This window comes from Tatumella sp. UBA2305 (genome assembly GCF_002345795.1).
Taxonomy (GTDB): Bacteria; Pseudomonadota; Gammaproteobacteria; order Enterobacterales; family Enterobacteriaceae; genus Tatumella; species Tatumella morbirosei.
In genome coordinates, this window is the sequence record NZ_DDVT01000023.1 from 213,106 (window position 1) to 236,428 (window position 23,323).

Sequence of the window (23,323 nt, forward strand, 5' to 3'; positions counted from 1 at the left end):
TCCGGGAATAACAGAAGATGGTCGCATTGTCCTGCGGCCATCTTCCTCTTATACGGCAGTATTAACGATAGATAATTTCGCCAGAGAAAATACGAAGAATTTTTCCATCTTCATCGCTAATCAGCACATAATCACCACCGAAATAAGTCCAGTGACTGCCCGCTGACGGCGCAGGGATTTTTCTCAGCTGCCATTTAGAGATGTTGTAAGTCTGCGTCCGGTACAGCGCAGGAATGATGTCGCCTATTTTGTAGTGGCGGAAATCACCAAATACTGAACTTTTTTCCAGCGGGTCTGCAAATTTAGTCTCTGGTTCTGCCGCCGGAGCCGGAGCCGGAGCTACGACCTCTGGTGCAGGCTGGTTTGCATCTGAAACTGGTGCCTCAGTGGTCACCGGAGCCTCTGAGGCTTGCTTCGTGGACGAAGAACACCCGCTTAATAAACTCACTGACATCAGGATGAGAGATGAGACTAAAACTAACGGCTTACGCATAATTACTCCCTGGCAAACGTTTCCCGTAACCCACAGTACAGGAGACAACAATTGTGCTGCAATTGCACACTGATTTATCAGCCGATAAGTAGAACAGTATTGAAGTACTTTTTCCCCTACTCATCTGTGACATAATATCTCAAACTATCAAAAATCGTTTCTGAGCGGTGAAAAATACACCATACGACACAATAATTATAGATCCGGGCGCAGAAAACCCGGATTTATCACCACTTAAAGCCCATGCTGAACTCGTTTTTTCTAAAAAATTCAGCGATAAAACCATGGCAATCTCCCATTAGCGACTTATCACCTACTTTGAGTTCTGTTACCCGTTTTACGGATTTTTAGATTAAATCTTCAGCCCAAAAAATCCCGATAATCGTAGAGAAGACTCTCTGCTTACGACAGCCTGTCTCAGCGCCTCGTTTGCCACAGGCTGGAGAATAAAAAATTTCATCTCTGAACGGATTGCCCACTGTCCACAGCTTGTTTCATTTTCAAAAGGAGATAATATCTCCCTACAATAAAGGGGTACCGACATCTGACCATCGCTATCCCTGCACCTGAATACCTGTATTTCCCCACAATACACTGCAGTTTTTTAAATTAGTCACTCCGGATTCTACAGACAATAATTCTGCATTAATATTCGTAATAACGCCTCAAAAATCAGTCACTGCATAGTAAAAACAAAACCAGGCAATAAATCCCGTATTTATCCTATTAAATGAAACAGCCCCCCCACATAAGCACGAAAAAACTCCAATACTTACTATTAATTACAATGAGTTATCCTGAGCTATGCATTATTCCTATCGACATATCACTGCCCATAATATTAACGTGATGCACCTCACAAATATGCCGATTCTTATTAGGTGTTCTACTAGTTGCATGTATATTTTTGCTGTCTCTCACGGAAAAATTTAATACCGGAGCGATCGCTAAAGAGCAATATTTTGTTCCGACAGAATTTTTGCTTATCTCATAAGGAAATAACTCAGCTTAAAATAAACAGGGAGTATTCATATGAAAGAATTAACCTTTACAGAATCAGCCTCCGTTTCCGGTGCCGGTGGCCTTATTGATGGTGATATGGATGGAGCCTTCTGGGGGTCGATTCTTGGTGCCATTGACGGTTTCGGTACCGGGGCGGCGGTGGGAGGTAAATATGGCGGAGCGGGTGGCTGGATCGTCGGCGGTATCGCCCAGTTGGTCGGTTTAACCGTTTCTGCAGTTGGCGGAGGGATTGGTGGCTATTTATATGGGGGGATACTTGGCTACGAAAAAGCTCAAGCCTATATTGAAACCTATCGTAAAATGTAATTAATCATTCAGTTTAAGAGAGTAACCTGTTTACTCTCTTTCTGCCGCTGTCCTACGATGTTTAATATTTATTAAAAATATCCGATCGCGGATTAATACTCCCTCTCACTTCAAAATTTCTGCTTACGGTATACATTATCCGCTCACTCAGTTTACCGGCAATTTTTCTGGTGCCCTGCACTGTTTACGATCATCCCCCAACCCAAAATATTTACCGCCGTCACATTGCACTAAAAGAGTTCAGCAAAAAAACCGAATGCACCATAGTGATGACTATAATCTTCACATTAGCGCAACATACATTAACCAGAGGACACATTTCCTGTATTTTGTTTCATTTAAAAATGGCATGTAACTTGCTTTGGCTAGTGTGAAGCATTTTGCAATATTCAGCTACTACCTTGAAGTAGCGCAGAAATCAGCGCTGTTCAGACCGGTGGGATCAGCATACTGAGATGAAATACCTGTGGGATGTTTTGTCAGCTGTCGCTTTCCCTGTTTCAACTGTTGTGCCTGTAAACGTCTTAAACAACTTATATAAACGGATGATGAGGTAACTATGAAAAGCTTTGGTGGGAAATTATCTGTCGCTGCATTAATGGTCTCTGCACTGGCGGGCAGCTTTGCAGTCCATGCTGATGAAATTAAAATTGGTGTTGTCCTGCCATTGAGCGGAGCATTAAGTGGTTACGGTCAGCCTTCGCAGAAAGGGTTGGAGGTGATTCAGTCGCTGACGCCCAAACTGAAAAATGGCGATACGATTAAGCTGATTGTGATCGATGACAAGAGCGACAAAGTCGAAGCGGCAAATGCTATGCAGCGTCTGGTTTCCAGCGATAAAGTCGATGCGGTGATCGGTGAAGTCACCTCTACCAACACTCTGGCCATGGTAAAAATTGCCGATGACAGTAAAACCCCGATTGTCTCCCCTACCGCGACCAATGACCGTGTTACCCGCAACCATCCGTATGTCAGCCGCGTTTGCTTTTCTGACAGTTTTCAGGGGGTAGTGGGCGCGAATCTGGCATCACGGGACCTGCATGCCAAAACCGCGGCTATCGTATTTGACAGCAGCAATGACTATTCCGTTGGGTTGGCAAAAGCCTTCCGCAATCAGTTTGTTAAAAATGGCGGGAAAATCGTTATCGAGGTACAGGCACCTACTGGAAGTAAAGATTTTAAAGCCCAGCTATCCAGCGTGAAAGCCAAAGATCCGGACATGATCTACATGCCTATCTATTACACCGAAGGAGCGTTGATTGCCGTTCAGTCTCAGCAACTTGGGTTGAAGAAACCTGTCGTGGGTGGTGATGGTCTGGCCGCTGACCCGGTATTCTTCGAGGTGGGTAAAGATGCAGTGAATGGCTATATGACCACCGACTACTACTCACCTACCGCGAAACAGCAAACTCCTGAAGGCGAAAAATTTATTAAAGCCTGGGAAGATAAATACAAACAGCCTACTCATACCTGGGGCGCAATGACCGCCGATGCTTATAACGTCATCGTCAATGCGATGAACCAGTGTAGCGATGCCCATGACCGTAGTTGTGTGAACGATAAAATTCGTGCCACCAAAGATTATGAGGGTATTACCGGAACTCTGACTCTGAAAAATGGCGATGCTATCCGCAGTGCAGTCATCAACGAAGTGAAAGACGGAAAACTGGTATTTAAAACTGTGGTTAATCCATAGTTTTTAATAAGGAGACAGCAATGGATGGTGCCATTTTTCTGCAGCAGGTCGTCAATGGGATGAGCCTGGGAGGTATGTACGCTCTGATCGCCATCGGCTACACCATGGTCTACGGCGTACTGCGCTTAATTAACTTTGCTCATGCTGATGTCATGATGGTAGGTGCCTTCCTGACGTTATTTCTGTTCTCTTCACTCGGGCTACCCTTCTGGGTAGCCATATTCCTCACGCTGATGTTGTGTGGTCTGTTTGGGATGCTGATTGACAGGGTGGCTTATCGCCCCCTGCGTAATGCATCGAAAATCTCAATGCTGATCACCGCTATCGGTGTCAGCTTTTTCCTCGAGAATCTGTTTAATGTCCTGTTCGGTGGCAGTACCCGCTTCTTTTCGGCTCCGGATTTTTTCAACCGGACCATCAATCCGGGTGGCATCACCATTACCAATGTCGCCTGGCTGGTTCCGGTGATTACTGTGTTGTTGCTGTGTGCCATTCTCTGGTTGCTGTATCGCACCCGCTACGGCATGGCTATTCGCGCGGTGGCTTTCGATGTGAACACGGTCCGCCTGATGGGCATTGATGCTAACCGGATCATTTCGCTGGTATTTGCGCTTGGCAGCAGTCTGGCGGCACTGGGTGGGGTGTTTTATGCCATCAGCTATCCGACTATCGATCCGTTAATGGGGGTATTAATTGGCCTGAAAGCCTTTGCAGCCGCAGTGCTGGGTGGAATAGGCAGTGTCACCGGCGCAGTACTGGGTGGCTTTATTCTCGGTTTCACCGAAGTCGTCGCAGTGGCACTGTTCCCGGAACTGGGAGGTTATAAAGATGCCTTTGCCTTTATGTTCCTGATTCTGGTTCTGCTATTCCGCCCTGTCGGGATTATGGGAGATGAACGTTTGGAAAGGAGCCGTTTCTGATGAAAATAGCGACTTCTGCTCCGGCCTCTGTGGCCCGCAGCCTGCTGATCATTGCCATCGGTATCGCGTTATTATTTGCCATTAACTCCCTGTTTAATGACTACATTATCAGGGTGATCAGTACTATTTTTATTTTTATGATTCTGGCCGTCAGTTATAACCTGATCAATGGGGTAACGGGACAACTGTCGCTGGAACCGAACGGTTTTGTGGCGGTAGGGGCCTATGTCACCTCCATACTGTTACTGACCAGTGACAGTAAGCTGGACATGTACGAGATGGCGTCCCCCAGCCAGTTCATTCTCGCACTGCATACCAGTTTTTTGCCCGCCTTACTGATTAGCGGAGTATGTTCAGCGTTACTGGCCGTCTGTCTGGCGTTTCCGGTATTCCGTGTGCGGGGAGATTACCTGGCCATCGTGACTCTGGGTTTCGGCTTTATCATTAAAATTCTGGCAATTAATAACCCACAGATCACCAACGGAGCGATTGGCCTGAGTGATATTCCTCAGCAACCCCACCTGCTGTTCTGGTGCGGGCTGGCGGCACTCGTTTCCACAGGGATCATTCTGCAACTGGTCAGTTCCAAATATGGCCGGATGATGAAAGCGATTCGTGATGACGAAGATGCGGCGATTGCCATGGGAGTGAATACCTTCAGGATTAAGACCTGTGCATTTGCTACCAGTGCCTTTTTCGAAGGTATCGGCGGCGGTTTGCTGGCTTCGTTGCTGACCACCATCTCTCCGGGGCTGTTTGATTTTATGCTGACCTTCCAGCTGTTAATTATCATCGTTCTCGGCGGCCTCGGCAGTACTACCGGCGCTATCCTCGGAACGATTATTGTGATTGGCAGTGGTGAATGGCTGCGTTTCCTGGATCAGCCACTGAACCTGTTTGGTTATGACCTCGGCTCCTATCCTGGCTTACGGATGGTGGTATTTTCACTGATCCTGTTAATTATCATGTTGTTTGCCCGGGAAGGTTTACTGGGCAAGAAAGAGATCTGGCAAATTCGTCCGGGGAGAAAGCGCCATGGAAAGTCCTGAAGTCATCCTTGACGTAAAAAATGTCAGTATTCAGTTTGGGGGGTTGAAGGCCATCGACAATGTCAGCTTTCAGGTCAGAGAAGCTGAGATTTTCGGTCTGATCGGACCCAACGGGGCGGGTAAAACCACCATGTTTAACATTATCACCACCAATTACCGGGCGACCTCCGGCGAAGTGGTACTGGCCGGAAAATCGCTGACCGGGCTAAAACCGAACCAGGTAGTGGCACGGGGAATTGCCCGGACCTTCCAGAATATTCGCCTGTTTAATTCGATGACCGTACTGGAAAACGTGATGATTGGACTGGACCGCACCAGCCGTTATTCACTGGCAGAAGCCGCATTACGTATCGGGCGCTTTTTCTCCGCGGAACGTCATAGTCGGGAAAAAGCCCTGGCACTGCTCGACTATATCGGCATTGCTGATTTTGCCAATATGCAGGCGACAAACCTCAGTTATGGTAACCAACGTAAAGTGGAAATTGCCCGCGCCCTGGCAACGTCACCAAAACTGCTGTTACTTGACGAACCTGCCGCCGGGATGAACCCCAAAGAAACCGAAGACCTGGCAAAATTAATTTTCCGGATGCGCAAAGACTATCAGCTCAGTGTGTTATTAATCGAACATGATATGCCTTTTGTTAATGCGCTCTGCGAACGCGTTATGGTCCTTGAATATGGCAAACCCTTATTCAGCGGGCTAATGTCAGAGGCCATTAACCATCCGGAAGTGATTGCCGCTTATCTGGGAGACCTCAGTTATGCTTAATGCCCGCGAGCTGAAAGTATTTTATGGCATGATTCAGGGACTGAAAGGCATCGATTTACAGGTCAATGATCGGGAAATTGTCACCCTGATTGGCAGTAATGGCGCAGGTAAAACCTCGGCACTCAACGGGATTATCAATATGGTGAAATCGACCGGTTCGGTCAGTTTTCTTAATGAGGATATCTCCCGCAGCCAGACCCACAACATTGTCCGTAAAGGGCTGGCGCTGGTACCGGAGGGCCGAAAGGTATTTACCAATCTGACGATTGAAGAAAACCTGAAGATGGGTGCCTACAATAATCTGGCCAGTTTTACCGTACTACGAGACCGGATGTTTGAACTGTTTCCGCGTTTGAAGGAACGCCGCACTCAGATGGCGGGCACCATGAGCGGTGGCGAACAGCAAATGCTGGCCATTGCCCGCGCGCTGATGAGTGAGCCAGTATTACTTATGCTGGATGAACCCAGCCTCGGGCTGGCACCTAAGATAGTCGGCGAGTTATTTGCCACTATTCGCCAATTGCGGGAAGACAATATCACTATTTTGCTGGTTGAACAGAATGCCACCGCAGCACTGAGGATCGCTGACCGCGCCTATGTGCTGGAAAACGGTAAAATTGTGTTGTCCGGCGATGCGCAGGATATTCTGAAAAATCCGGAAGTGAAGAAGATGTATCTGGGGGCCTGAGAGCATGCCGGTGTGATTGACGACCACACCGGCTGTCTGGCCCCGCCAGGCAAAATTAACCAACCACCGGCAATCCGAGGTTTTCACGCAGAGTGGCAAACTCATAATCTTCGTGGAACAGGCCACGACGACGCAATTCCGGGATCACCAGTTCGATAAACAGATCCAGTTGCTCAGGCATAATCGCCGGCATCACATTGAAGCCATCCGCCCCGCCCTGCTCCAGCCACAGCTGGAAATCATCAGCAATATCTTCCGCAGTCCCGACAATCACGCGGTGCCCACGGGATCCGGCAGCTATGGCGGCCAGTTCACGTAAGGTCAGATTTTCGCGTTTTGCCATATCGGTCATCAGTTTCACCCGGCTCTGATTGCCTTCACCCAGTGGAACTTCCGGCACCGGACCGTCCAGCGGATAAGTCGACAGATCCATACCAAACCGTAATGAAAGCTGGCGTAATCCGTTATCAATATCCACCAGCGTATTCAGCTCTTTCCACAATGCTTTAGCTTCTTCACGGGTCCGGCCAACAATCGGCATCACCCCTGGCATAATGACTACATGATCAGGATTACGGCCGGCAGCAATCACCTGATCTTTTTGTGAGCGATAGAATGTCTGAGCTTCTTCCAGGCTGGCCGCGGCAGTAAATACCACTTCGGCCGTTTCAGCGGCCAGCTTCTGGCCGTCAGCAGAGGAGCCCGCTTCAATAATCACCGGACGTCCCTGAGGCGAACGGGTAATATTCAGCGGCCCCTGCACCTGGAAGTGTTCTCCCTGATGATCGATCGGCTTAATTTTTTCATCTATAAAATAGCGGCCACTGGCAGGATCCGGCTGTACCGCGCCCTCTTCCCAGCCAGCCCATAACTTATCAGCCACCTCAAGAAATTCCCGGGCACGTCCGTAACGTTGCGCGTGGTCAGGCATATCTTCACGGCTGAAATTACGCGCCACATCGGTAGAGAATGAGGTCACGACATTCCAGGCGGCACGCCCACGGCTGATATGATCCAGCGAAGAAAAGCTGCGGGCCAGAGTGAAGGGATCGCTGAAAGTGGTGGATGCGGTAGCCGCCAGACCAATCCGCCGGGTATTCACTGCCAGCGCAGACAGCAGCGTGAGCGGCTCCAGGCGTGCCATGGTAGAGGGCAGGCGATACATACTGGTTGCCAGCGCGTCACCGACAAAAAACAGATCAAAAGTCCCTGCTTCGGCCTTTTTCGCCAGAGTAATCAGCCAGTCGATATCGGTCGGTGAACCAAGGTTTTCGGTTAACCGCCAGCCACTGACATGATGTCCCACGGGCTGAACAAAGAGGCCAAGACGAAGACGACGCTGAGTTGTTGAACTGTCCATTTATCATTCCTGTTTGTCACATTCATCACCGCATAGCGGTGGTTAAAAAAGGGTATCGGCCAGTAAAAAAGCCTTTTCCAGCGAGGCTGGTGAAATCTCAAACGGCAGCATAGCGGCGCTGCGTTCCGGGAAGCGTACTGCGCCCGCCAGGGTACGGATGACCGCTTTCCGGTCCTCCGCAAATGCCGGAAGTTTCAATGGTGCAGAGTAACGTTGCAATAATTCCACCAGCTCTGCATCAGCCTGACCGTTATTTTCAATCAGTGACTGAATCAGCAGGCAGAAACCGACTTTTTCACCATGCAACCAGTGATGCAGTTCCGGCTGATGAGTCAGCCGGTTATGGATAGCATGGGCAAATCCGGGGGTCGCCAGAGTATCGCGTACACTGTTCGACAGTCCGGCATAGACGATGTTGGCCTCAATCACTTTAATCAGTGCCGGAGTCACCACCCCGGCCTGGTTATCAGCAATGGCCTGATCACCATACTGTTTAAATATTTCCAACGCCTGCTGTGCCGGCAGTATTTTCAGTTGCAGCGACAGGTTGTCAGGATTGTTGAGTTGGTAAGGACGGAACTCAAACAATTTCGCCAACGCATCCACCATACCGGCCTTCAGGTAACGAACATCAGAGCGGGCAATAACCTCGCTGTCGACCAGTACCAGTTCGGGCATGGCGGGCAATAACTGACTGCGCAAATGACCGCCCTGATCATCATAAATGATACTGACCGGGGACCAGGCGGCACAGGTCGCCGCCAGAGTAGGCATGTTCACCACTTTGACTTCCGGAACCGCAGCCCCCGCGGCTTTTGCCGCATCCATCACACGGCCACCACCAATACCCAGTAACACTCCGGCGCCCTGCGCCAGCACATTTTGTTGAAGAGTATCAATCGCCTGCTGAGTGCATTCTCCGTTCAGATATTCCAGTTGCCAACGAATACCCTGCTCTTCCAGGCTATGACTCAGTTCAGGATTGACCGCCTTCCAGGCCGCCGGGGAGCTGATAATGCGAACTTCGGAGGAAAAAGCTTTCAGATAGCTTCCGGTTTGGGTACGCAGACCGGGCTCCTGAAAATAACCATTTGGAGATTTGATTGCTAACACGGGGTCACCCTGAACACACTATTGCAGACCACCGACATACGATGGTAACTAAGCTGAAGTACCCCTGACAGGGGTACACCGGAGATGCAGTATAGTCTACGGTAACTGGCTATTTACGCAATGAAAAGCGGCCTGACTGACTTTCCAAAATGGAATTAGCTTATACCTTTTTTATATATAGCTGCGGTTCACTTTACTGTTAATCTCTCCTCCCCACGCTTTGTTATACTCTTTTTTTTTCATAATCCCGGAAATAACCATGAGCCTTACTTTCCGCCAGGTCAAAGACGACGAGGTAGACAGCTATCTTGCACTGGTGCTGGCCGCCTATGCGCCAACAATATCGATGGGAATCCACTTCGATGCCGCCACCACGAATCGTGAAAAAGCCCTGCTACACCTGCAAAATCATGGGGTTTACGGACTCTACCAGCATGACCAGATGGTCGCTTCTGTCACTATCCGTTATCCATGGGGCCCGCTGCCCGGCCCCTTTGGTTTGCCGCATATCGGCTGGTTTGCTGCCCATCCGGAGCATCCCGGCAAGCACTATGGCAGTAAAATACTGCAACTCCTTGAGCAGGAAATTTTGACAGGCCAGCTGCGTGCTCCGGCGGTTTCTCTGGGAACTGCGACCAACCATCCGTGGCTGATTGAGATGTATCAGAAGCGAGGCTTCGTGCCCATGCACCAGGCTGACCTGGGCAAAGGCCATATTACGTTGTATATGAAAAAAGTCCTGGATGAAGCCGCCCACCAGCGCTGGCTGACACGTCAGGTGCCTGTTGACGGAAAAAAATAACCGGAGAACACAATGACTGATATTACTGAAGACCTGTTCGCCGAAAGCCTGATTGCTTTTCGCCATGAACTGCACCGTTTTCCTGAACTCTCAAATCAGGAATTTGAGACAACGGCACGAATCCGCCGGCAACTGGAGCAACATGATATCCGTGTGCTGGACCTCCCCCTGAAAACGGGACTGGTCGCCGAAGTGGGTCCCGCCAGCGGGCCTCTGGTGGTGCTGCGTTCAGACATCGATGCGCTGCCCATCGAAGAACAATCGGGCGTAGACTATCGTTCAGAAAACCCTGGCGTAATGCATGCCTGTGGTCATGACTTTCACAGCACAGCTGCACTGGGTGCCGCTATTCTGCTGAAAAAAAATGAAGCTGCGTTGCCAGGCCGCGTCAGAATCCTGTTTCAGGCCGCAGAAGAAACCGGCCAGGGCGCACCCGACATTATTAACACCGGAGCACTGTCAGAAGCCTTCGCCATCTTTGGGCTGCACAATGACCCGACACTTCCGGCCGGGGTCATCGGCAGTAAAGCAGGTGCACTGACAGCTTCGGTTGACCGCTTCAGCATCACAATAAAAGGTATCGGCAGCCATGCCGCCCGTCCGCATGAAGGTAATGACCCGATTATTATTGCCGGGCAACTCACCGGTGCTCTGCAAACGGTGATTAGCCGTAATGCACCGTCATCGGATAATGCGGTGGTTTCCATCACCCAGATTCACAGTGGCAGCACCTGGAATGTGATTCCGGACAGTGCCTGGATGGAAGGCACTGTCCGGACCTTCTCCCCGGATACCCGGCAACTGATTGAAAAACGCTTTCGTGCGATTCTGGATGGATTCGCCGCCGCCTTTGATGCCGACATCAGTCTCGACTGGCAGGCTGGCCCTCCTTCGGTGATTAACGATGCCCGTTGGGCTGACTTTGCCCTGGAACAGGCGGCTGAATGTGGCTTTGAGGCCCGGGTCGTTGAAGCCAGCCCGATTGGTGAAGACTTCGCTTTCTACCAGTTGCAACTACCCGGAGCATTCGTGATGGTCGGTACCGGCGAGCAATATGCCCTGCACCATCCGGCGTTTCGTATCAATGATCAGGTGCTGTTGCCGACCTCACACTATCTGGCACAGTTGGCAGAACGCGCACTGAACCTGCCGCAGGAGTCCGCACAGTGAACATCACTGAACGGCTGGCAGAGAAAATTATCGGCAGCCAGCCTGACGAACAGGCACGGCAGGATGCACGGGATGGGGTCTGTGATTTTATTGCCGTCTGCTGGCCACTGATGCATCAGCAGGTTCCGGATTCCGGTCTGCCGATACTCAGACAGGTGTATCCGGAGCAGACCGTTGCACAGCGTGCCCTGTTACTCGGTTATGCGGGCCATGCCCTGGATTATGATGATTTCCATGCCGATTTCCGGGGCCACCCCACCACGGTGATTCTGCCGGCCCTGATTGCCTGGTGCAGTTTTCAGCCGTCATACAGCGTTGAGGAGTTTCTTGATGCCTATATCGTCGGCGTGGAAACCGCCGGCAGACTGGGGCTGGCCGCTACCCAGCAACATTATACCCGTGGCTACCATAATACCGCGACACTCGGCACCCTGGCCGCAGCGGCAGCCCTGGCCCGTCTCAGCCGGGCGACTCTGGCTCAGACCTGTGTGTTGTTGGGGATAGCTGCCACGCAAGCCAGTGGATTAAGAGCTGAGTTTGGTTCAGCGGTAAAACCACTGCATGCCGGACTGGCTGCTGAACGGGCAGTCAGAGCAACTCAACTGGCACTGGCCGGATTTGACGGGCAACCCCGGGGAGTGATTGAGGCTTTCCTTTCTGCTACCAGCAATGATCAGGCGCTCCCCGAAAAACTGACGACAGACTGGGGAATGCCCTGGCGTATCACCGGACCCGGGCTGGAATTTAAACCTTTTGCCACCTGCAGCGGTACTCACAGTGCCGCAGAAGCCGCACGGATCCTTCGTCGCCAGTGGGTAAGTGAGCAGGGAAACATCGACCATTTACTGACATTAACCGATAACATCACGGTCAGCTTCCCGCCTGGTGGTGATATCGCGGCATCGGTTCGCCATCCTGATAACGGTATCGAAGCCCGGTTCAGTCTGGAATATGTTATCGCTGCGATGCTGCTGTACGATGATTTACGTATGGTGGATTTTGCTGAAGGACCGGTCAACCCACAGGTGATGGCCCTGGCCAACAAAGTGCGTCGCACACCCGACGAAACTGCGCCACCGGATGCCATTAATCCGGCACTGCGTTTTCATGAGGTCAGTCTGTTTCTGACCGACGGACGACAGCTCAGTTGCCGGCGAACCCGACAGGAGTCGCTGGCAGAACCGGTGAAAGTACGGGAAAAACTCGCTCTGGCACTGCAGCAGGAAACGGCAGACCGCCGACAGCAGGTTGTTGACGATTGCCGGCTGACTGACCGCCGGCAACTTAGCCGTTTAATTGATGCCTTACTGGCATAATCGACCTTACCGCCTGAGCCAGCCTCAGGCGGTCTGACCGACAGCCCCGGCAGGCGGAATAAACGCCTGCATTGGCGGTAATTCTCCGTTAAACTTCCGCACCTTAACAACGGTGATCTGTCCGGTACAGCCCTGTGCCAGAGACGATGTCCCCACATCCCGGGTTAACACATTGGGATTACCATGCCGGCAAACCGGTTTATCTGCACCGGGTTCCACGGGGTCATACCAGGCACCGGTCGGAAGCTGAATGACCCCGCGACGAATCTCAGTAGTCAGGCTGGCAGAGGCCAGTGCCGTTCCCCGCGGGTTATACAACTCAACAATATCCCCTTCACTGATCCCTGCCGCCCTGGCATCTTCTGGATGCAGACAACAGACTTCGCGGTTCTGACGTTTGCTGCTTTGACTGTAATTACCAAAATCCAGCTGGCTGTGTAACCGGGTGGCTGGCTGGTTAGCTATCAGCCAGCAGGATTCTCCGGCCACCGCCTGCTCTTGTGGTGCTAACCATACCGGATGCCCCGGACAGTCTGCATAACCAAAACCGGCAATCGTCGCAGAATAGATCTCTATCTTCCCACTGGGAGTGGTCAGCGGTGCCCCCACAGGATCCCGACGAAACGCTTTCATCATCAGACCACTTTCGGTGTGCTGAGGTAATTCGACCATACCCGATTGTTGAAACGTCTGGTAATCCGGCAAACTGTACTGTAACGCAGCCAGTTTATCTCTGAGTTGACCATACATCATTTCCAGCCACTGCTGAGAAGTGCGCCCTTCAGTAAATTCCTGCTCGCGGCCCAGCGCACGCGCCAGATCAGTAAAGATATCAAAATCATCGCGGGCCAGGCCACGGGGTTCTGCCACCGGATGCATGGCAAACAGATGCCGGTCGGTCGGTGCACCACCGATATCTTCACGTTCCAGCGTCATGGTCGCTGGCAATACAATATCAGCATGTCTGGCAGTGGCGGTCCAGGCGGTTTCATGCACTATCAGCGTATCTGGCCGACAAAATGCCTGACGCAACCTGGCGAGGTCCTGATGGTGATGGAAAGGATTTCCGCCGGCCCAGTACACCAGCCGGATATCAGGATAGGTCAGGCGACGACCGTTATAGTGAAAATGCTCACCCGGGTGCAGCAACATATCCGAAATTTTTGCCACCGGGATAAAACGGTCAATACCATTACGTCCCTGAGGAAGCGAAGGAAAGCTCACCAGATTAAACAGCTTGCCGTAGTGCCCCAGCGCACCCAGTGCATAGGTAAAACCACCGCCGGGTAACCCCGGCTGACCAAGGGCGGCAGCCAGGACCAGTCCCAGCCATACCGGCTGTTCTCCGTGCTGAGAACGCTGCAGTGCATGTGCAACGGTAATCAGTACCCGCTTCCCGTGTAAACGTTGCGCCAGGGTGATAATCTCTGTGGCGCTGATTCCACAAATTTCCGCCGCCCAATGCGCATCCCGCAGCAGGCCGTCTTCTTCACCACGAATGTAGGCCACCATCGCTGGCCAGCCGACACAATACTTCGCCAGAAAATCCTCGTCGGTCAGTTGCCGTTCGATGAGAACAGCAAGGATACCAATAATCAGTGCCGCATCTGTCCCGGGAATAATCGACAACCATTCGCCCTCTGCTTCAACAGGCAAATCACTGGCCAGTGGGCTGACCGAAATAAACCGGGCGCCGCGTGCCGCGGCCTGACGCATAAAGCCACGTTCGGTATGCTCACTAATCCCACCACTGGCTACCTGAGAATTTTTGAGTGCCAGACCGCCAAACGCCATCACGATGTCGGTATCCGTGGCAATTTCCTGCCAGCTCACACCCTTACGGGCAATCTCATCCATCGAACCGACAATATGCGGCAACAGTACGGCGGCAGAACCGGAACTGTAACTGTTCACTGACCGTACATAGCCGCCGATCGCCGTATTCAGAAAGCGGTGTACCTGGCTCTGGGCATGATGGAAACGTCCGGCACTTGACCAACCATAAGACCCGCCAAAGATGCCCTCAGGACCGTAAGCCGAACTCACCCGCTTTAACTCGTGACTCACCAGTTCGATAGCTTCTGGCCAACTGAGTGGCAGATATTCATCACTGCCCCGCCGTGAGTCCGGCCCCGGCCCCTGTTCAAGCCAGCCCCGGCGCACCATCGGTTGGGTTACGCGAGCCGGATGATTCAGCGCATTGGAAAAGTTATTCAGTAACGGACTGGGGTCCGGATCGCCGGGGAAAGGGGTTACCCGAACTTCTCCCTCCTGCATTTCGGCCTGAAACGCCCCCCAATGGGCGCTGTGCATTTTCTTTGATGAGCTCATGAGTCTGCCAGTAAAAAAAACGGTGCCCTAAAGCACCGTTGCAATAAATTCTCGTACCCGTCCGTTTTGCGGATCATCAAGTACCTGTTGGGTCGGGCCGGCGGCAATAATGCTGCCTGATTCCATAAACACGATATTGTCAGCCACTTCCTTAGCAAAACCGATTTCGTGGGTCACAATCACCATGGTGATTCCGGAATGTGCCAGTTGCTTAATTACCTGCAACACTTCACCCACCAGCTCGGGGTCCAGGGCAGAGGTCGGTTCATCAAACAACATCACCCCCGGATTCATCGCCAGTGCCCTGGCTATCGCCACCCGCTGTTGCTGTCCACCGGAAAGGTTTTGTGGCCATTCGTTTTCACGCCCAGCCAACCCTACCTGCTTTAGCAACTCCAGTGCTTTATCAATACTCTGCTGACGCCCCTGCTTTTTGACCCGCATCGGTGCATCAATGATGTTCTGCAACACTGTACGATGTGGAAACAGGTTGAACTGCTGAAATACCATACCGATTTCACGGCGTTGCCGGGCAATATCACGGTTGCTGCGTTCATGCAGGGTATGGCCTTTCTGGTGATACCCTACCAGCTCTTCGCCGACACGGATTGTACCGCCATCCAGTTTTTCAAGATGGTTGATACAACGCAACAGTGTTGATTTTCCTGAGCCGGAAGGCCCCAGGATGACCGTGACTGACCCGGCAGGGATATCCAGATCGACCTGTTTAAGAATGGTGTTGCCGGAAAAGCGCTTGGTCACTTTACGTAAGTAAATTGCCTCAGCCACGGGATACCTCCTTGCGGGCCATCCGGCTCAGCAGTTTAGCAATACCCGAAGGTTCACGGCGTGTCACCCCACGGGAAAAATAACGTTCAATATAATACTGCCCCACGGAAAGCACGGACGTCATCAGCAGATACCAGAGCGTCGCTACCAGCAGCAGCGGAATAACCTCGTAAGTGCGCTGATAGATGATCTGAGCCGAGTACAGTACATCCTGCAGGGAAATGACCGAGACTATCGCTGTGGTTTTCAACTGACCAATCACTTCATTACCCGCCGGAGGCAGGATGGCCCGCATCGCCTGGGGCAAAATGGTATAGCGAAAGATCTGCGCCGGACGGTAGCCCAGCGCACGGGCCGCTTCAATCTGGCCGTTACTCACACTCTGGATACCGGCACGAATAATTTCTGCGGCATAGGCAGACTGGTGCATCACCAGGGCAATCACTGCCGCGGTGAAGGGACTAATCAGCGTATTAGACTTTACGCTCCATAACTCACCCAGCCCCGGCAAAGATACGGACAGAGTTGGGTACAACGCAGCGACGTTATACCACAGGAACAACTGAACCAGCATCGGTACACCACGGAAGAACCAGGTATAGGCCCAGCTGACGGTAGAGAGCACCGGGTTCGATGACAGGCGCATTAACGCTAACAGAGTACCAAACAGGAATCCAAGCACCACCGAGATCACGGTCAGTTGCAGGGTCATTAATACCCCCTGCAGGATCGACGCTTCGGTAAAGTTATCGGCTATCACCTGCCATTCAAAGCGCGGGTTATTCACCATTGACTGGAGCATTCCCGCGATACATAGCAGAACGATCAGTGCACTAATCCAACGACCGTAATAACGTTTACCGACAATTTTCAGTTCTTCTGCCGGTTCAGTTACTGATTTCATTTAAAGATCTCTTCATTACGAAGTGACTGCTTCACAGCACCAAAACCGATTCCCCAGTGGTCGAGAATCTTCTGGTAGGAGCCATCTTTAATCAGAGAATTCAGCGCCGCCTGGACTGCTGGTTCTAACGGAGAATCTTTCGGGAAAGCCACCGACACCGGTGCATCATTCACCGTTAACACACCACTGATGGTGGCAGGTTTAATCTGTTTCACCTGCCAGACCAGACCTTCATAGGGCCCCAGGAACATAGGTACCCGTCCGCTGACCACGGCCTGGACGCCTGCCGGGCGATCCGGGAACACTGCCACCTGGATAGGTTTTTTACCTTCGGTCTGACACTGTTTGCTGGCATCTTCCAGACGGGTCACCTGGGTGGTCCCGGAACCGGCACCGACCTGACTGCCACACAGTGCATCAAATGAAGTGAACGGCTTAATATCAGAAGACTTCAGTGAAATAACCCCCAGCTTACTGGCATCGTAATAACTGACGAAATCAATCAGTTTCAGACGAGTTTTGGTGGCATTAATATTGGAAAGCGCGACATCATATCGGCCGGTTTTCAGGCCCGGGATGATATTGTCAAAACCACCACTGTTACGCCACTGCACCTGGATCCCCAGACGCTGGCCTACAGCATTCATCACATCGATTTCACGCCCTGCCAGGGTTTTATTGTCAGTCTCAAAGAACGTGGTGGGTGGTGTATTGGGATTGGTTGCTGCCACAATATAACCACGTTGAGCAATATCGGCCGGTAATAGCTTATTCAGCGCAGGATCTTCCTTAACCTGAATAGAACTGTGGGTCGGTACTGAGAGATCGGCTGCCAGAGCAGTGGTCGCACTGAGTGCTGACACGACGACAGCTATTCCTTTTAAAAATCTGTTCACCGGAATCATTCTCCTGGTTGGGCTGCAAAGTATTTCCCGAGCGGGAATAAAGAAAAAACGCCGGGCTGTTGGCCCCGCGTTATAAATACGAGTTATAAACCTTGTGCGGATGATAAAAACTCACAAGGTTGTGATCAAGATCATTGTCTTTTAATCACAAATTAATCGCAAATTCCAAAAACAGCTATTCTAATTCCATTTAAGAATAAGCAGTACTGCCGGGGGGGAACCCCCAAAAAAAGGGGCTCTGTCATGACAGAACCCCTTTTTTGCAGATAAAAACACCGCACTAACTGACTACCCGTACCGCAGCACCTGACAGCCAGCCACTGACATTTTCAGCTAACTGAAAAAGTGCCCCCTGCCGGGCTTCGGTACTGCCCCAGGCGATATGTGGGGTAATCAACAGATTCGGAATATCACTGGCCAGTAACGGATTATCCGGTGACGGCGGTTCCTGACTCAGCACATCAACCGCCGCCCCTCTGATAATCCCACGACGTAGTGCCTCCGCCAGTGCCTGTTCATTAATTAACGCTCCCCGGGCGCTGTTAATCAATAAGGCCGAACGCTTCATTAAACTCAGACGATGAGGGTTAATTAGCCCGGTGGTTTCCGGTGTCAGTGGACAATGTAATGCCACCACGTCGGCGACGGCCAGCAGGGAATCGAGTGGCAGTTTATCCGGGCTGCTGTCACGGCCGGGTAACTGCGCAAAACGGACCTGCATACCAAACGCTGCGGCCATTTGCGCCACTTTACTGCCCAATTCACCCTGACCGACAATTCCCAGCAACTTACCGTTAAGTTCTGTCAGCGGGAAATCCGTCAGACAAAACCGGTCAGATGCCGCCCAGGCGCCTTGCCTGACCAGTTCATCATAACGGGCAACATGATTGGTCAGTGACAGGATCAATGCCAGGGTGTGCTGAGCCACCGAATGGGTACCGTAGCCCTGGCAATTGCACACGGTGACACCATACCGGCGGGCGGCCTCTAAATCCACCGCATTGGTTCCGGTTGCCGATAGCAATACCAGTTTTAACCGCGGTAACTGACTAAAAATCTCTGCCGGTAATTGCAGGTCGCTGATAATCGCTACCTCTGCATCCTGCAACCGCTTAACGATTTCCGTGGAGGCGGTATGCGGGTACAGTTCCAGTTCAGGCAGTACGTTGTACAGACACGCCGGATCAAGATCGCCAAAATCCAGCGAGGCATAATCTAAAAATACGGCCTTCTTTACCGCACGGCCCTCTGAGGCTGCACTCATTCAACTACTCCAGAAACGACGGATCGTTTTTGATCAGCATCCGCTTCATTTCTTCAAAATGTTCACGGGAGAAGTCAGTAATCTTTTCCCAGTCCTGAGCCGTTTTTTCTGCCACATCATCCGCCAGTACCCGTAGCGGTTTGCCGGTGGACAGTGCGGTAATCAGGATCTGACAGGCACGCTCCAGGGTGTAGATATCATCAAAGGCTTCGCCAACATTCGCCGCCGTGACCATCACTCCGTGGTTACCCATCAGTAAACGACTGTGTCCCTGCAACAGGCTGGTCAGACGTTCACCCTCCGCTTCCGTATCAGCCATACCCCCATACATGGTATCGACGGCGACCCGGCGGAAATATCGGGCGGTGTTCTGGTCGATCGGTGGGATCACCGGGTCTTCCAGACAGGAAATAGCGGTGGTGTAGATCGGATGCAGGTGCAGAACGACTTTGACATGAGGAAGTCGCTGATGGATCTGTCCGTGAATGGCCCAGGCCGTCGGGTCAACATCGCTGCGCTTACCATCTTCCGGATTGTCTGCGTCCAGCAGCAGCAAATCCCCCGGTTTAATTCGTGAGAAATGTACCCACTTTGGGTTTATCAGAAATTTTTTGCCGTCTTCTGAGACTGCCGCACTAAAATGGTTGGCCACCGCTTCATGCATATTTAGCTGAGCGCAGATGCGAAATACAGCTGCCAAATCAATACGTAACTGTTGTTCGTGACTTAACGACATCTCATTCTCCGCGTGTCAGGGGTTGCCGACAGCTCCGGGCCGCCGGCAGGGATGATGGCAAGGCCGCTTATTCGGCTGCCGGCATCAGCGTTTTGATATCTTCCGCGGTAGGAGCAGAAAATTTATATTTTGCCAGCAACTGACGGTATTCCGCCGTCTGGCTGAACTTCTGTAATCCTTCGGTGACTGCCTGTTTGACCTGCGGATCATCTTTACGCACTCCCAGACCCAGCAATTGCGGATACAGCAGTTTGTCGGAGCTTATCACCAGACGGCCTTTCAGCTTATCCACCGCTGACAGTGCAACGGCAACATCGGTAATCTGTGCGTCTGCCGCGTGTGACAGAAGCGCCTGGGTCGCCTGAGGATCAGTCCCGAATTCACTGATAGTCATCGGTTTCAGATTATTTTTAACACAATAATCGGTCGAGAATTTATGCAAATTCTGCAGGAAAGAAGTCCCGGCCATCACAGAAACTTTATGACCACATAAGTCTTCTGCAGACTTTGGCTTAAACTGGCTGCCCGCCAGCACCACAATGCTCTGCCCGGTTTTCAGGTAAGGGATCATATCCACCACCTTCAGACGCTCCGGGGTGATGTACATGGCTGAGTTAGTTACATCAAATTTTTTACCTTTCAGGCCAGGGATCAGGTTCGGGAACCGGGTGTCCAGGGTGACCAGCTGGCGGCCCATGGCTTTGGCCACTCCGCTCAGCATTTCAATATCAAAACCTGCCGGCTTATCATTCTTCATATACTCATAAGGAGCAAATGTCACATCTGAACCGGCGACAATTTTTCCTGCCTGCAGGAAGTCAGCATGTGCTCCTGCCGCTGCCATGCCCAGAGAAAGTACTGCCAGTTTAACTGCTGTCATTTTATTACGCATATCAACCCCTGAATTAACCCGCCAGTGTGACGTCTTTAAGAAAATCGGTGACCCTTGCATTGCTGCCACTTCGTAGTAAAGCCGGTGCCTCATCGACCACCACCCGGCCTTTCTCCATAAACACAATCCTGTCTGATACACCAAAAGCAAAGTTCATTTCATGGGTCACAATCACCATGGTAATGCCTTCCTGTGCCAGACTTTCGATCACTCCCAGCACTTCGTTCACTTTTTCTGGATCCAGTGCGGAAGTGGGTTCATCAAACAACATAATTTGTGGACGCATCATTAAAGCCCTGGCAATCGCCACGCGCTGCTGCTGCCCCCCGGATAACTGATGCGGATATTTACAGGCATGTTCCAGCATCCCAACTTTGTGCAGCAGTGCACAAGCCTGGTGCATCAGCGACGAAGCATCGCCAGTTTTGTGATATTTCGGTGCAAGCAACAGGTTTTCCATCACAGTACGGTGCGGGAACAGATTGAAACTTTGGAACACCATACCAATATTCAGCCGCAGCGCATTGTTTTCACTGAACACCGGTGGGTTTGCTCCCTGCTGTTTCAACTGAATAAACGGCTGGCCATTCATTTCAATTTCTCCATGGTCAATCTGTTCCAGACCATTCAGCAGACGAATCAGGGTGGTCTTGCCGGAACCGGAAGGACCAATCACCGACACCACTTCACCCGGTTTGACCTGCAGGTCGACAGCCCCCAGCACTTCCACATTGTTATAGGCTTTATGTAACCGATGGGCATTCAGGGCCGGAACCCCCGGGGTATTCACCGGCGGTGCCATGACAGACACTGGTTTCTCTGCCAGATCCAGCCACTCCTGAGGAACGGCCTGGCCCTTTTTACGGGTGACATCCAGGTATTTTTCCAGCTGCTTAAGCAGGAAATCGAACACAGTGACCACCAGGATGTAGTAGAACGCCACCGCAGTCATAGTTTCCATGACGAGGAAGTTTTCTGAATAGAGACGCTGTCCGACCAGCAGAATTTCGGTCAGAGAAACCACCGAAACCAGAGAAGTCAGTTTAACGATTGAAATATATTCATTCGCCAGGCCCGGCAGAGCGACCCTGACCGCCTGTGGAATAATGATTTTCCACTGAATACCGCCATAAGCCAGGCCTAACGCCCTTCCCGCTTCATACTGACCTTTGTTAATTGACAGCAGGCCGCTACGGTGGATTTCCGCCATGTAGGCGGTTTCACTCAACACCATGGCAATTAGCCCGGCATAGAACGGATTACTCAGCACCACAGAGGTCGATGGCACCGCCTGTGGCATGTTGTAGACAAAAATCAGTAATACCAGCAAGGGTAAGCTGCGGAAAAACCAGATATACAGGTTAGCCAGAAAACGCAAAACCGGCTTAGAGGACTGTTTTGCCAGTGCCAGCGCAAAGCCCAACACCATACTGATTACCCAGGACATAACACTCAGTCTGATAACGGTCCATGTGGCCCACCAAAAATCTTTGTCTTTGAACAGGCTGAATAAATAGTTCCAGTCAAACGTCATATACACACCTTTTAATCTTCTTTGACGCCAGTATCAGTCCATAGTCATTTTGACTACATACGTGACTACAAGGGCAGAATGCCGGACAGGATTTACCGTGGCTGACACTGATGAATGGAGACGGTCTCCTTGATATTCATCCTCATGGCTTTTGGGATATATGAAAATTATTAAATATATTGAGCATGACACTAAAAAAACTAACTGAGCATTTATTAATCACAACGCCCCTTCAAACCACAGTGTTATTTTTCGGTTACCTTCAGGAGAATAATAACCACAATAGTTGTACTGATTTGGTGGCATGCTAATTGCTTTATCATAGGAAATTGCGATGATAAAAGAGGACGTATGGCAAACTATACTCTGCGGCAACTTAAGTATTTCATTACCACAGTTGAATGCGGCAGTGTGGCAGAAGCGTCGCGGAAGCTTTATATTGCCCAGCCATCGATATCGACGGCAATAAAAGGGCTGGAAGACAGTTTTGGTGTACAGCTGTTTATTCGTCATCATGCTCAGGGAGTTTCCCTGACGCCTTCCGGGGCACGTTTTTACCGTAAAGCTCAGAAGCTGCTGCGGATGGCCCATGAGTTTGAGCAAAATGCGTTGGCGGATAATGATGTGGTGGCCGGACAGATTGATATTGGGTGCTTTGAAACGGTCGCTCCACTGATTCTGCCAAAACTGATTGCCGGATTTAAACAACGCTATCCCGGGGTCGAATTTATTCTGCGTGACGGTGAACAACATGAACTGGTTCAGGGGCTAACAGCAGGCAGTTTCGATCTGGCACTGCTGTATAAACATGAGCTGGATAAGAGTATCACTACCGAACCACTCATGCCGCCGTCCAGACCCTATGTCTTGTTGCCGGCGGATCACCGTTTTTCGCAGCAACAATCAGTCTCGCTAAAAGACCTGGTTTCAGAGCCAATGATTCTGCTGGATGTGCAACCGAGTCGTAACTATTTTGTCGATCTGTTTACCCAGGCCGATCTTACACCCAATATTGTGTTCAGCTCACCGTCGATTGAGATGGTACGGGGAATGGTCGGTCAGGGATTTGGTTTTGCCTTGCTGGTGACCAAACCACACAACGCCTTTAGCTACGATGGTAAACCCCTGGTGACAATACAGATTCGTGAAGATGTGGAAGGTTCCGGGTTATCCGCCGCCTGGCTGACCCGAACTCAACTGACCAAGCCGGCACGGCTGTTTGTTGATTTCTGCAAAGAGATGCTGGCTCAGGAAGCCTGAACC

Annotated in this window: 21 protein-coding genes; 10 read left to right on the plus strand and 11 right to left on the minus strand. The window is 51.3% G+C overall.

Going from position 1 to position 23,323, the window contains the following annotated elements:
* Nucleotides 1-61 precede the first annotated feature (61 nt).
* Nucleotides 62-493, minus strand: coding sequence for an RcnB family protein (locus B3Z23_RS16650; protein WP_414716505.1), 432 nt, complete (start codon nucleotides 491-493; stop codon nucleotides 62-64).
* Between the two features lie 1,032 nt (nucleotides 494-1,525).
* On the opposite strand from B3Z23_RS16650, the gene B3Z23_RS16655 reads away from it, so the two are divergent.
* The 6 genes from B3Z23_RS16655 (at nucleotide 1,526) to B3Z23_RS16680 (ending at nucleotide 6,944) form a co-directional block, all read left to right on the plus strand.
* Complete coding sequence (locus B3Z23_RS16655; RefSeq protein ID WP_294912276.1) at nucleotides 1,526-1,822, plus strand: hypothetical protein; 297 nt, start codon at nucleotides 1,526-1,528, stop codon at nucleotides 1,820-1,822.
* Between the two features lie 559 nt (nucleotides 1,823-2,381).
* Nucleotides 2,382-3,518 (plus strand): ABC transporter substrate-binding protein, encoded by a 1,137-nt coding sequence (locus tag B3Z23_RS16660; RefSeq protein WP_038023255.1) that lies wholly within the window; start codon nucleotides 2,382-2,384, stop codon nucleotides 3,516-3,518.
* Nucleotides 3,519-3,538: 20 nt separating this feature from the next.
* Nucleotides 3,539-4,438: a branched-chain amino acid ABC transporter permease gene (locus B3Z23_RS16665; RefSeq protein WP_038023257.1), complete on the plus strand. Its 900-nt coding sequence runs from the start codon at nucleotides 3,539-3,541 to the stop codon at nucleotides 4,436-4,438.
* Nucleotides 4,438-5,487, plus strand: a complete 1,050-nt coding sequence (locus B3Z23_RS16670) for a branched-chain amino acid ABC transporter permease (RefSeq protein ID WP_294912279.1) — start codon at nucleotides 4,438-4,440, stop codon at nucleotides 5,485-5,487. The genes B3Z23_RS16665 and B3Z23_RS16670 overlap by 1 nt, the downstream gene beginning before the upstream one ends.
* Complete coding sequence (locus B3Z23_RS16675) at nucleotides 5,474-6,256, plus strand: ABC transporter ATP-binding protein (protein ID WP_294912281.1); 783 nt, start codon at nucleotides 5,474-5,476, stop codon at nucleotides 6,254-6,256. The genes B3Z23_RS16670 and B3Z23_RS16675 overlap by 14 nt, the downstream gene beginning before the upstream one ends.
* Nucleotides 6,249-6,944 (plus strand): ABC transporter ATP-binding protein, encoded by a 696-nt coding sequence (locus B3Z23_RS16680; protein WP_038023262.1) that lies wholly within the window; start codon nucleotides 6,249-6,251, stop codon nucleotides 6,942-6,944. The genes B3Z23_RS16675 and B3Z23_RS16680 overlap by 8 nt, the downstream gene beginning before the upstream one ends.
* Before the next feature lie 55 nt (nucleotides 6,945-6,999).
* Here the strand turns inward: B3Z23_RS16680 and B3Z23_RS16685 are convergent, their stop codons facing one another.
* Together B3Z23_RS16685 and B3Z23_RS16690 are read right to left on the minus strand one after the other, a co-directional pair.
* The gene (locus tag B3Z23_RS16685; RefSeq protein WP_038023264.1) at nucleotides 7,000-8,304 is read right to left on the minus strand and encodes an LLM class flavin-dependent oxidoreductase; all 1,305 of its coding nucleotides are present in this window, start codon (nucleotides 8,302-8,304) and stop codon (nucleotides 7,000-7,002) included.
* Nucleotides 8,305-8,346: 42 nt separating this feature from the next.
* On the minus strand, nucleotides 8,347-9,417 hold the full coding sequence (locus tag B3Z23_RS16690; protein ID WP_294912284.1) for an iron-containing alcohol dehydrogenase family protein: 1,071 nt from the start codon (nucleotides 9,415-9,417) through the stop codon (nucleotides 8,347-8,349).
* A 259-nt stretch (nucleotides 9,418-9,676) separates the two neighbouring features.
* Between B3Z23_RS16690 and B3Z23_RS16695 the strand changes: the two genes are divergently transcribed.
* Genes B3Z23_RS16695 through B3Z23_RS16705 form a run of 3 tightly spaced genes read left to right on the plus strand, consistent with a single transcriptional unit; the run spans nucleotide 9,677 to nucleotide 12,705 of the window.
* Nucleotides 9,677-10,219, plus strand: a complete 543-nt coding sequence (locus tag B3Z23_RS16695; RefSeq protein ID WP_294912286.1) for a GNAT family N-acetyltransferase — start codon at nucleotides 9,677-9,679, stop codon at nucleotides 10,217-10,219.
* Between the two features lie 12 nt (nucleotides 10,220-10,231).
* A complete protein-coding gene (locus B3Z23_RS16700; RefSeq protein WP_294912287.1) occupies nucleotides 10,232-11,389 on the plus strand; it encodes an amidohydrolase in 1,158 nt (385 codons plus the stop codon).
* Nucleotides 11,386-12,705, plus strand: coding sequence for an MmgE/PrpD family protein (locus B3Z23_RS16705; protein WP_294912289.1), 1,320 nt, complete (start codon nucleotides 11,386-11,388; stop codon nucleotides 12,703-12,705). Before B3Z23_RS16700 ends, B3Z23_RS16705 begins: the two co-directional genes overlap by 4 nt.
* A gap of 24 nt (nucleotides 12,706-12,729) precedes the next feature.
* On the opposite strand, the gene B3Z23_RS16710 is transcribed toward B3Z23_RS16705, so the two are convergent.
* The 8 genes from B3Z23_RS16710 to B3Z23_RS16745 all read right to left on the minus strand — a co-directional run bounded on the left by B3Z23_RS16710 (nucleotide 12,730) and on the right by B3Z23_RS16745 (nucleotide 22,060).
* The gene (locus tag B3Z23_RS16710; protein WP_294912291.1) at nucleotides 12,730-15,036 is read right to left on the minus strand and encodes a molybdopterin-dependent oxidoreductase; all 2,307 of its coding nucleotides are present in this window, start codon (nucleotides 15,034-15,036) and stop codon (nucleotides 12,730-12,732) included.
* Nucleotides 15,037-15,063: 27 nt separating this feature from the next.
* Nucleotides 15,064-15,825 (minus strand): amino acid ABC transporter ATP-binding protein, encoded by a 762-nt coding sequence (locus B3Z23_RS16715; RefSeq protein WP_294912292.1) that lies wholly within the window; start codon nucleotides 15,823-15,825, stop codon nucleotides 15,064-15,066.
* Nucleotides 15,818-16,729 carry an amino acid ABC transporter permease gene (locus B3Z23_RS16720; protein WP_038023283.1) on the minus strand — a complete coding sequence of 304 codons (912 nt, stop codon included), beginning with the start codon at nucleotides 16,727-16,729 and terminating at the stop codon, nucleotides 15,818-15,820. Before B3Z23_RS16720 ends, B3Z23_RS16715 begins: the two co-directional genes overlap by 8 nt.
* The gene (locus B3Z23_RS16725; RefSeq protein ID WP_294912293.1) at nucleotides 16,726-17,625 is read right to left on the minus strand and encodes an ABC transporter substrate-binding protein; all 900 of its coding nucleotides are present in this window, start codon (nucleotides 17,623-17,625) and stop codon (nucleotides 16,726-16,728) included. The genes B3Z23_RS16720 and B3Z23_RS16725 overlap by 4 nt, the downstream gene beginning before the upstream one ends.
* 289 nt (nucleotides 17,626-17,914) lie before the next feature.
* Nucleotides 17,915-18,898 (minus strand): D-2-hydroxyacid dehydrogenase, encoded by a 984-nt coding sequence (locus tag B3Z23_RS16730; RefSeq protein ID WP_294912294.1) that lies wholly within the window; start codon nucleotides 18,896-18,898, stop codon nucleotides 17,915-17,917.
* 4 nt (nucleotides 18,899-18,902) lie between these two features.
* Nucleotides 18,903-19,634 carry a class II aldolase and adducin N-terminal domain-containing protein gene (locus tag B3Z23_RS16735; RefSeq protein ID WP_038023292.1) on the minus strand — a complete coding sequence of 244 codons (732 nt, stop codon included), beginning with the start codon at nucleotides 19,632-19,634 and terminating at the stop codon, nucleotides 18,903-18,905.
* A gap of 67 nt (nucleotides 19,635-19,701) precedes the next feature.
* On the minus strand, nucleotides 19,702-20,478 hold the full coding sequence (locus tag B3Z23_RS16740; protein ID WP_294912367.1) for an ABC transporter substrate-binding protein: 777 nt from the start codon (nucleotides 20,476-20,478) through the stop codon (nucleotides 19,702-19,704).
* 61 nt (nucleotides 20,479-20,539) lie between these two features.
* Complete coding sequence (locus B3Z23_RS16745; RefSeq protein WP_294912295.1) at nucleotides 20,540-22,060, minus strand: amino acid ABC transporter permease/ATP-binding protein; 1,521 nt, start codon at nucleotides 22,058-22,060, stop codon at nucleotides 20,540-20,542.
* Between the two features lie 351 nt (nucleotides 22,061-22,411).
* On the opposite strand from B3Z23_RS16745, the gene B3Z23_RS16750 reads away from it, so the two are divergent.
* Nucleotides 22,412-23,320 carry a LysR family transcriptional regulator gene (locus B3Z23_RS16750; RefSeq protein WP_294912297.1) on the plus strand — a complete coding sequence of 303 codons (909 nt, stop codon included), beginning with the start codon at nucleotides 22,412-22,414 and terminating at the stop codon, nucleotides 23,318-23,320.
* Nucleotides 23,321-23,323: the final 3 nt, after the last annotated feature.

What these genes read in the sequence shown, in the direction of transcription:
- B3Z23_RS16650 (WP_414716505.1), bottom strand. Translation starts at nt 493, where the DNA reads ATGCGTAAGCCGTTAGTTTTAGTCTCATCTCTCATCCTGATGTCAGTG.
- B3Z23_RS16655 (WP_294912276.1), top strand. Translation starts at nt 1,526, where the DNA reads ATGAAAGAATTAACCTTTACAGAATCAGCCTCCGTTTCCGGTGCCGGT.
- B3Z23_RS16660 (WP_038023255.1), top strand. Translation starts at nt 2,382, where the DNA reads ATGAAAAGCTTTGGTGGGAAATTATCTGTCGCTGCATTAATGGTCTCT.
- B3Z23_RS16665 (WP_038023257.1), top strand. Translation starts at nt 3,539, where the DNA reads ATGGATGGTGCCATTTTTCTGCAGCAGGTCGTCAATGGGATGAGCCTG.
- B3Z23_RS16670 (WP_294912279.1), top strand. Translation starts at nt 4,438, where the DNA reads ATGAAAATAGCGACTTCTGCTCCGGCCTCTGTGGCCCGCAGCCTGCTG.
- B3Z23_RS16675 (WP_294912281.1), top strand. Translation starts at nt 5,474, where the DNA reads ATGGAAAGTCCTGAAGTCATCCTTGACGTAAAAAATGTCAGTATTCAG.
- B3Z23_RS16680 (WP_038023262.1), top strand. Translation starts at nt 6,249, where the DNA reads ATGCTTAATGCCCGCGAGCTGAAAGTATTTTATGGCATGATTCAGGGA.
- B3Z23_RS16685 (WP_038023264.1), bottom strand. Translation starts at nt 8,304, where the DNA reads ATGGACAGTTCAACAACTCAGCGTCGTCTTCGTCTTGGCCTCTTTGTT.
- B3Z23_RS16695 (WP_294912286.1), top strand. Translation starts at nt 9,677, where the DNA reads ATGAGCCTTACTTTCCGCCAGGTCAAAGACGACGAGGTAGACAGCTAT.
- B3Z23_RS16700 (WP_294912287.1), top strand. Translation starts at nt 10,232, where the DNA reads ATGACTGATATTACTGAAGACCTGTTCGCCGAAAGCCTGATTGCTTTT.
- B3Z23_RS16710 (WP_294912291.1), bottom strand. Translation starts at nt 15,036, where the DNA reads ATGAGCTCATCAAAGAAAATGCACAGCGCCCATTGGGGGGCGTTTCAG.
- B3Z23_RS16720 (WP_038023283.1), bottom strand. Translation starts at nt 16,729, where the DNA reads ATGAAATCAGTAACTGAACCGGCAGAAGAACTGAAAATTGTCGGTAAA.
- B3Z23_RS16730 (WP_294912294.1), bottom strand. Translation starts at nt 18,898, where the DNA reads ATGAGTGCAGCCTCAGAGGGCCGTGCGGTAAAGAAGGCCGTATTTTTA.
- B3Z23_RS16735 (WP_038023292.1), bottom strand. Translation starts at nt 19,634, where the DNA reads ATGTCGTTAAGTCACGAACAACAGTTACGTATTGATTTGGCAGCTGTA.
- B3Z23_RS16740 (WP_294912367.1), bottom strand. Translation starts at nt 20,478, where the DNA reads ATGGCAGCGGCAGGAGCACATGCTGACTTCCTGCAGGCAGGAAAAATT.
- B3Z23_RS16745 (WP_294912295.1), bottom strand. Translation starts at nt 22,060, where the DNA reads ATGACGTTTGACTGGAACTATTTATTCAGCCTGTTCAAAGACAAAGAT.
- B3Z23_RS16750 (WP_294912297.1), top strand. Translation starts at nt 22,412, where the DNA reads ATGGCAAACTATACTCTGCGGCAACTTAAGTATTTCATTACCACAGTT.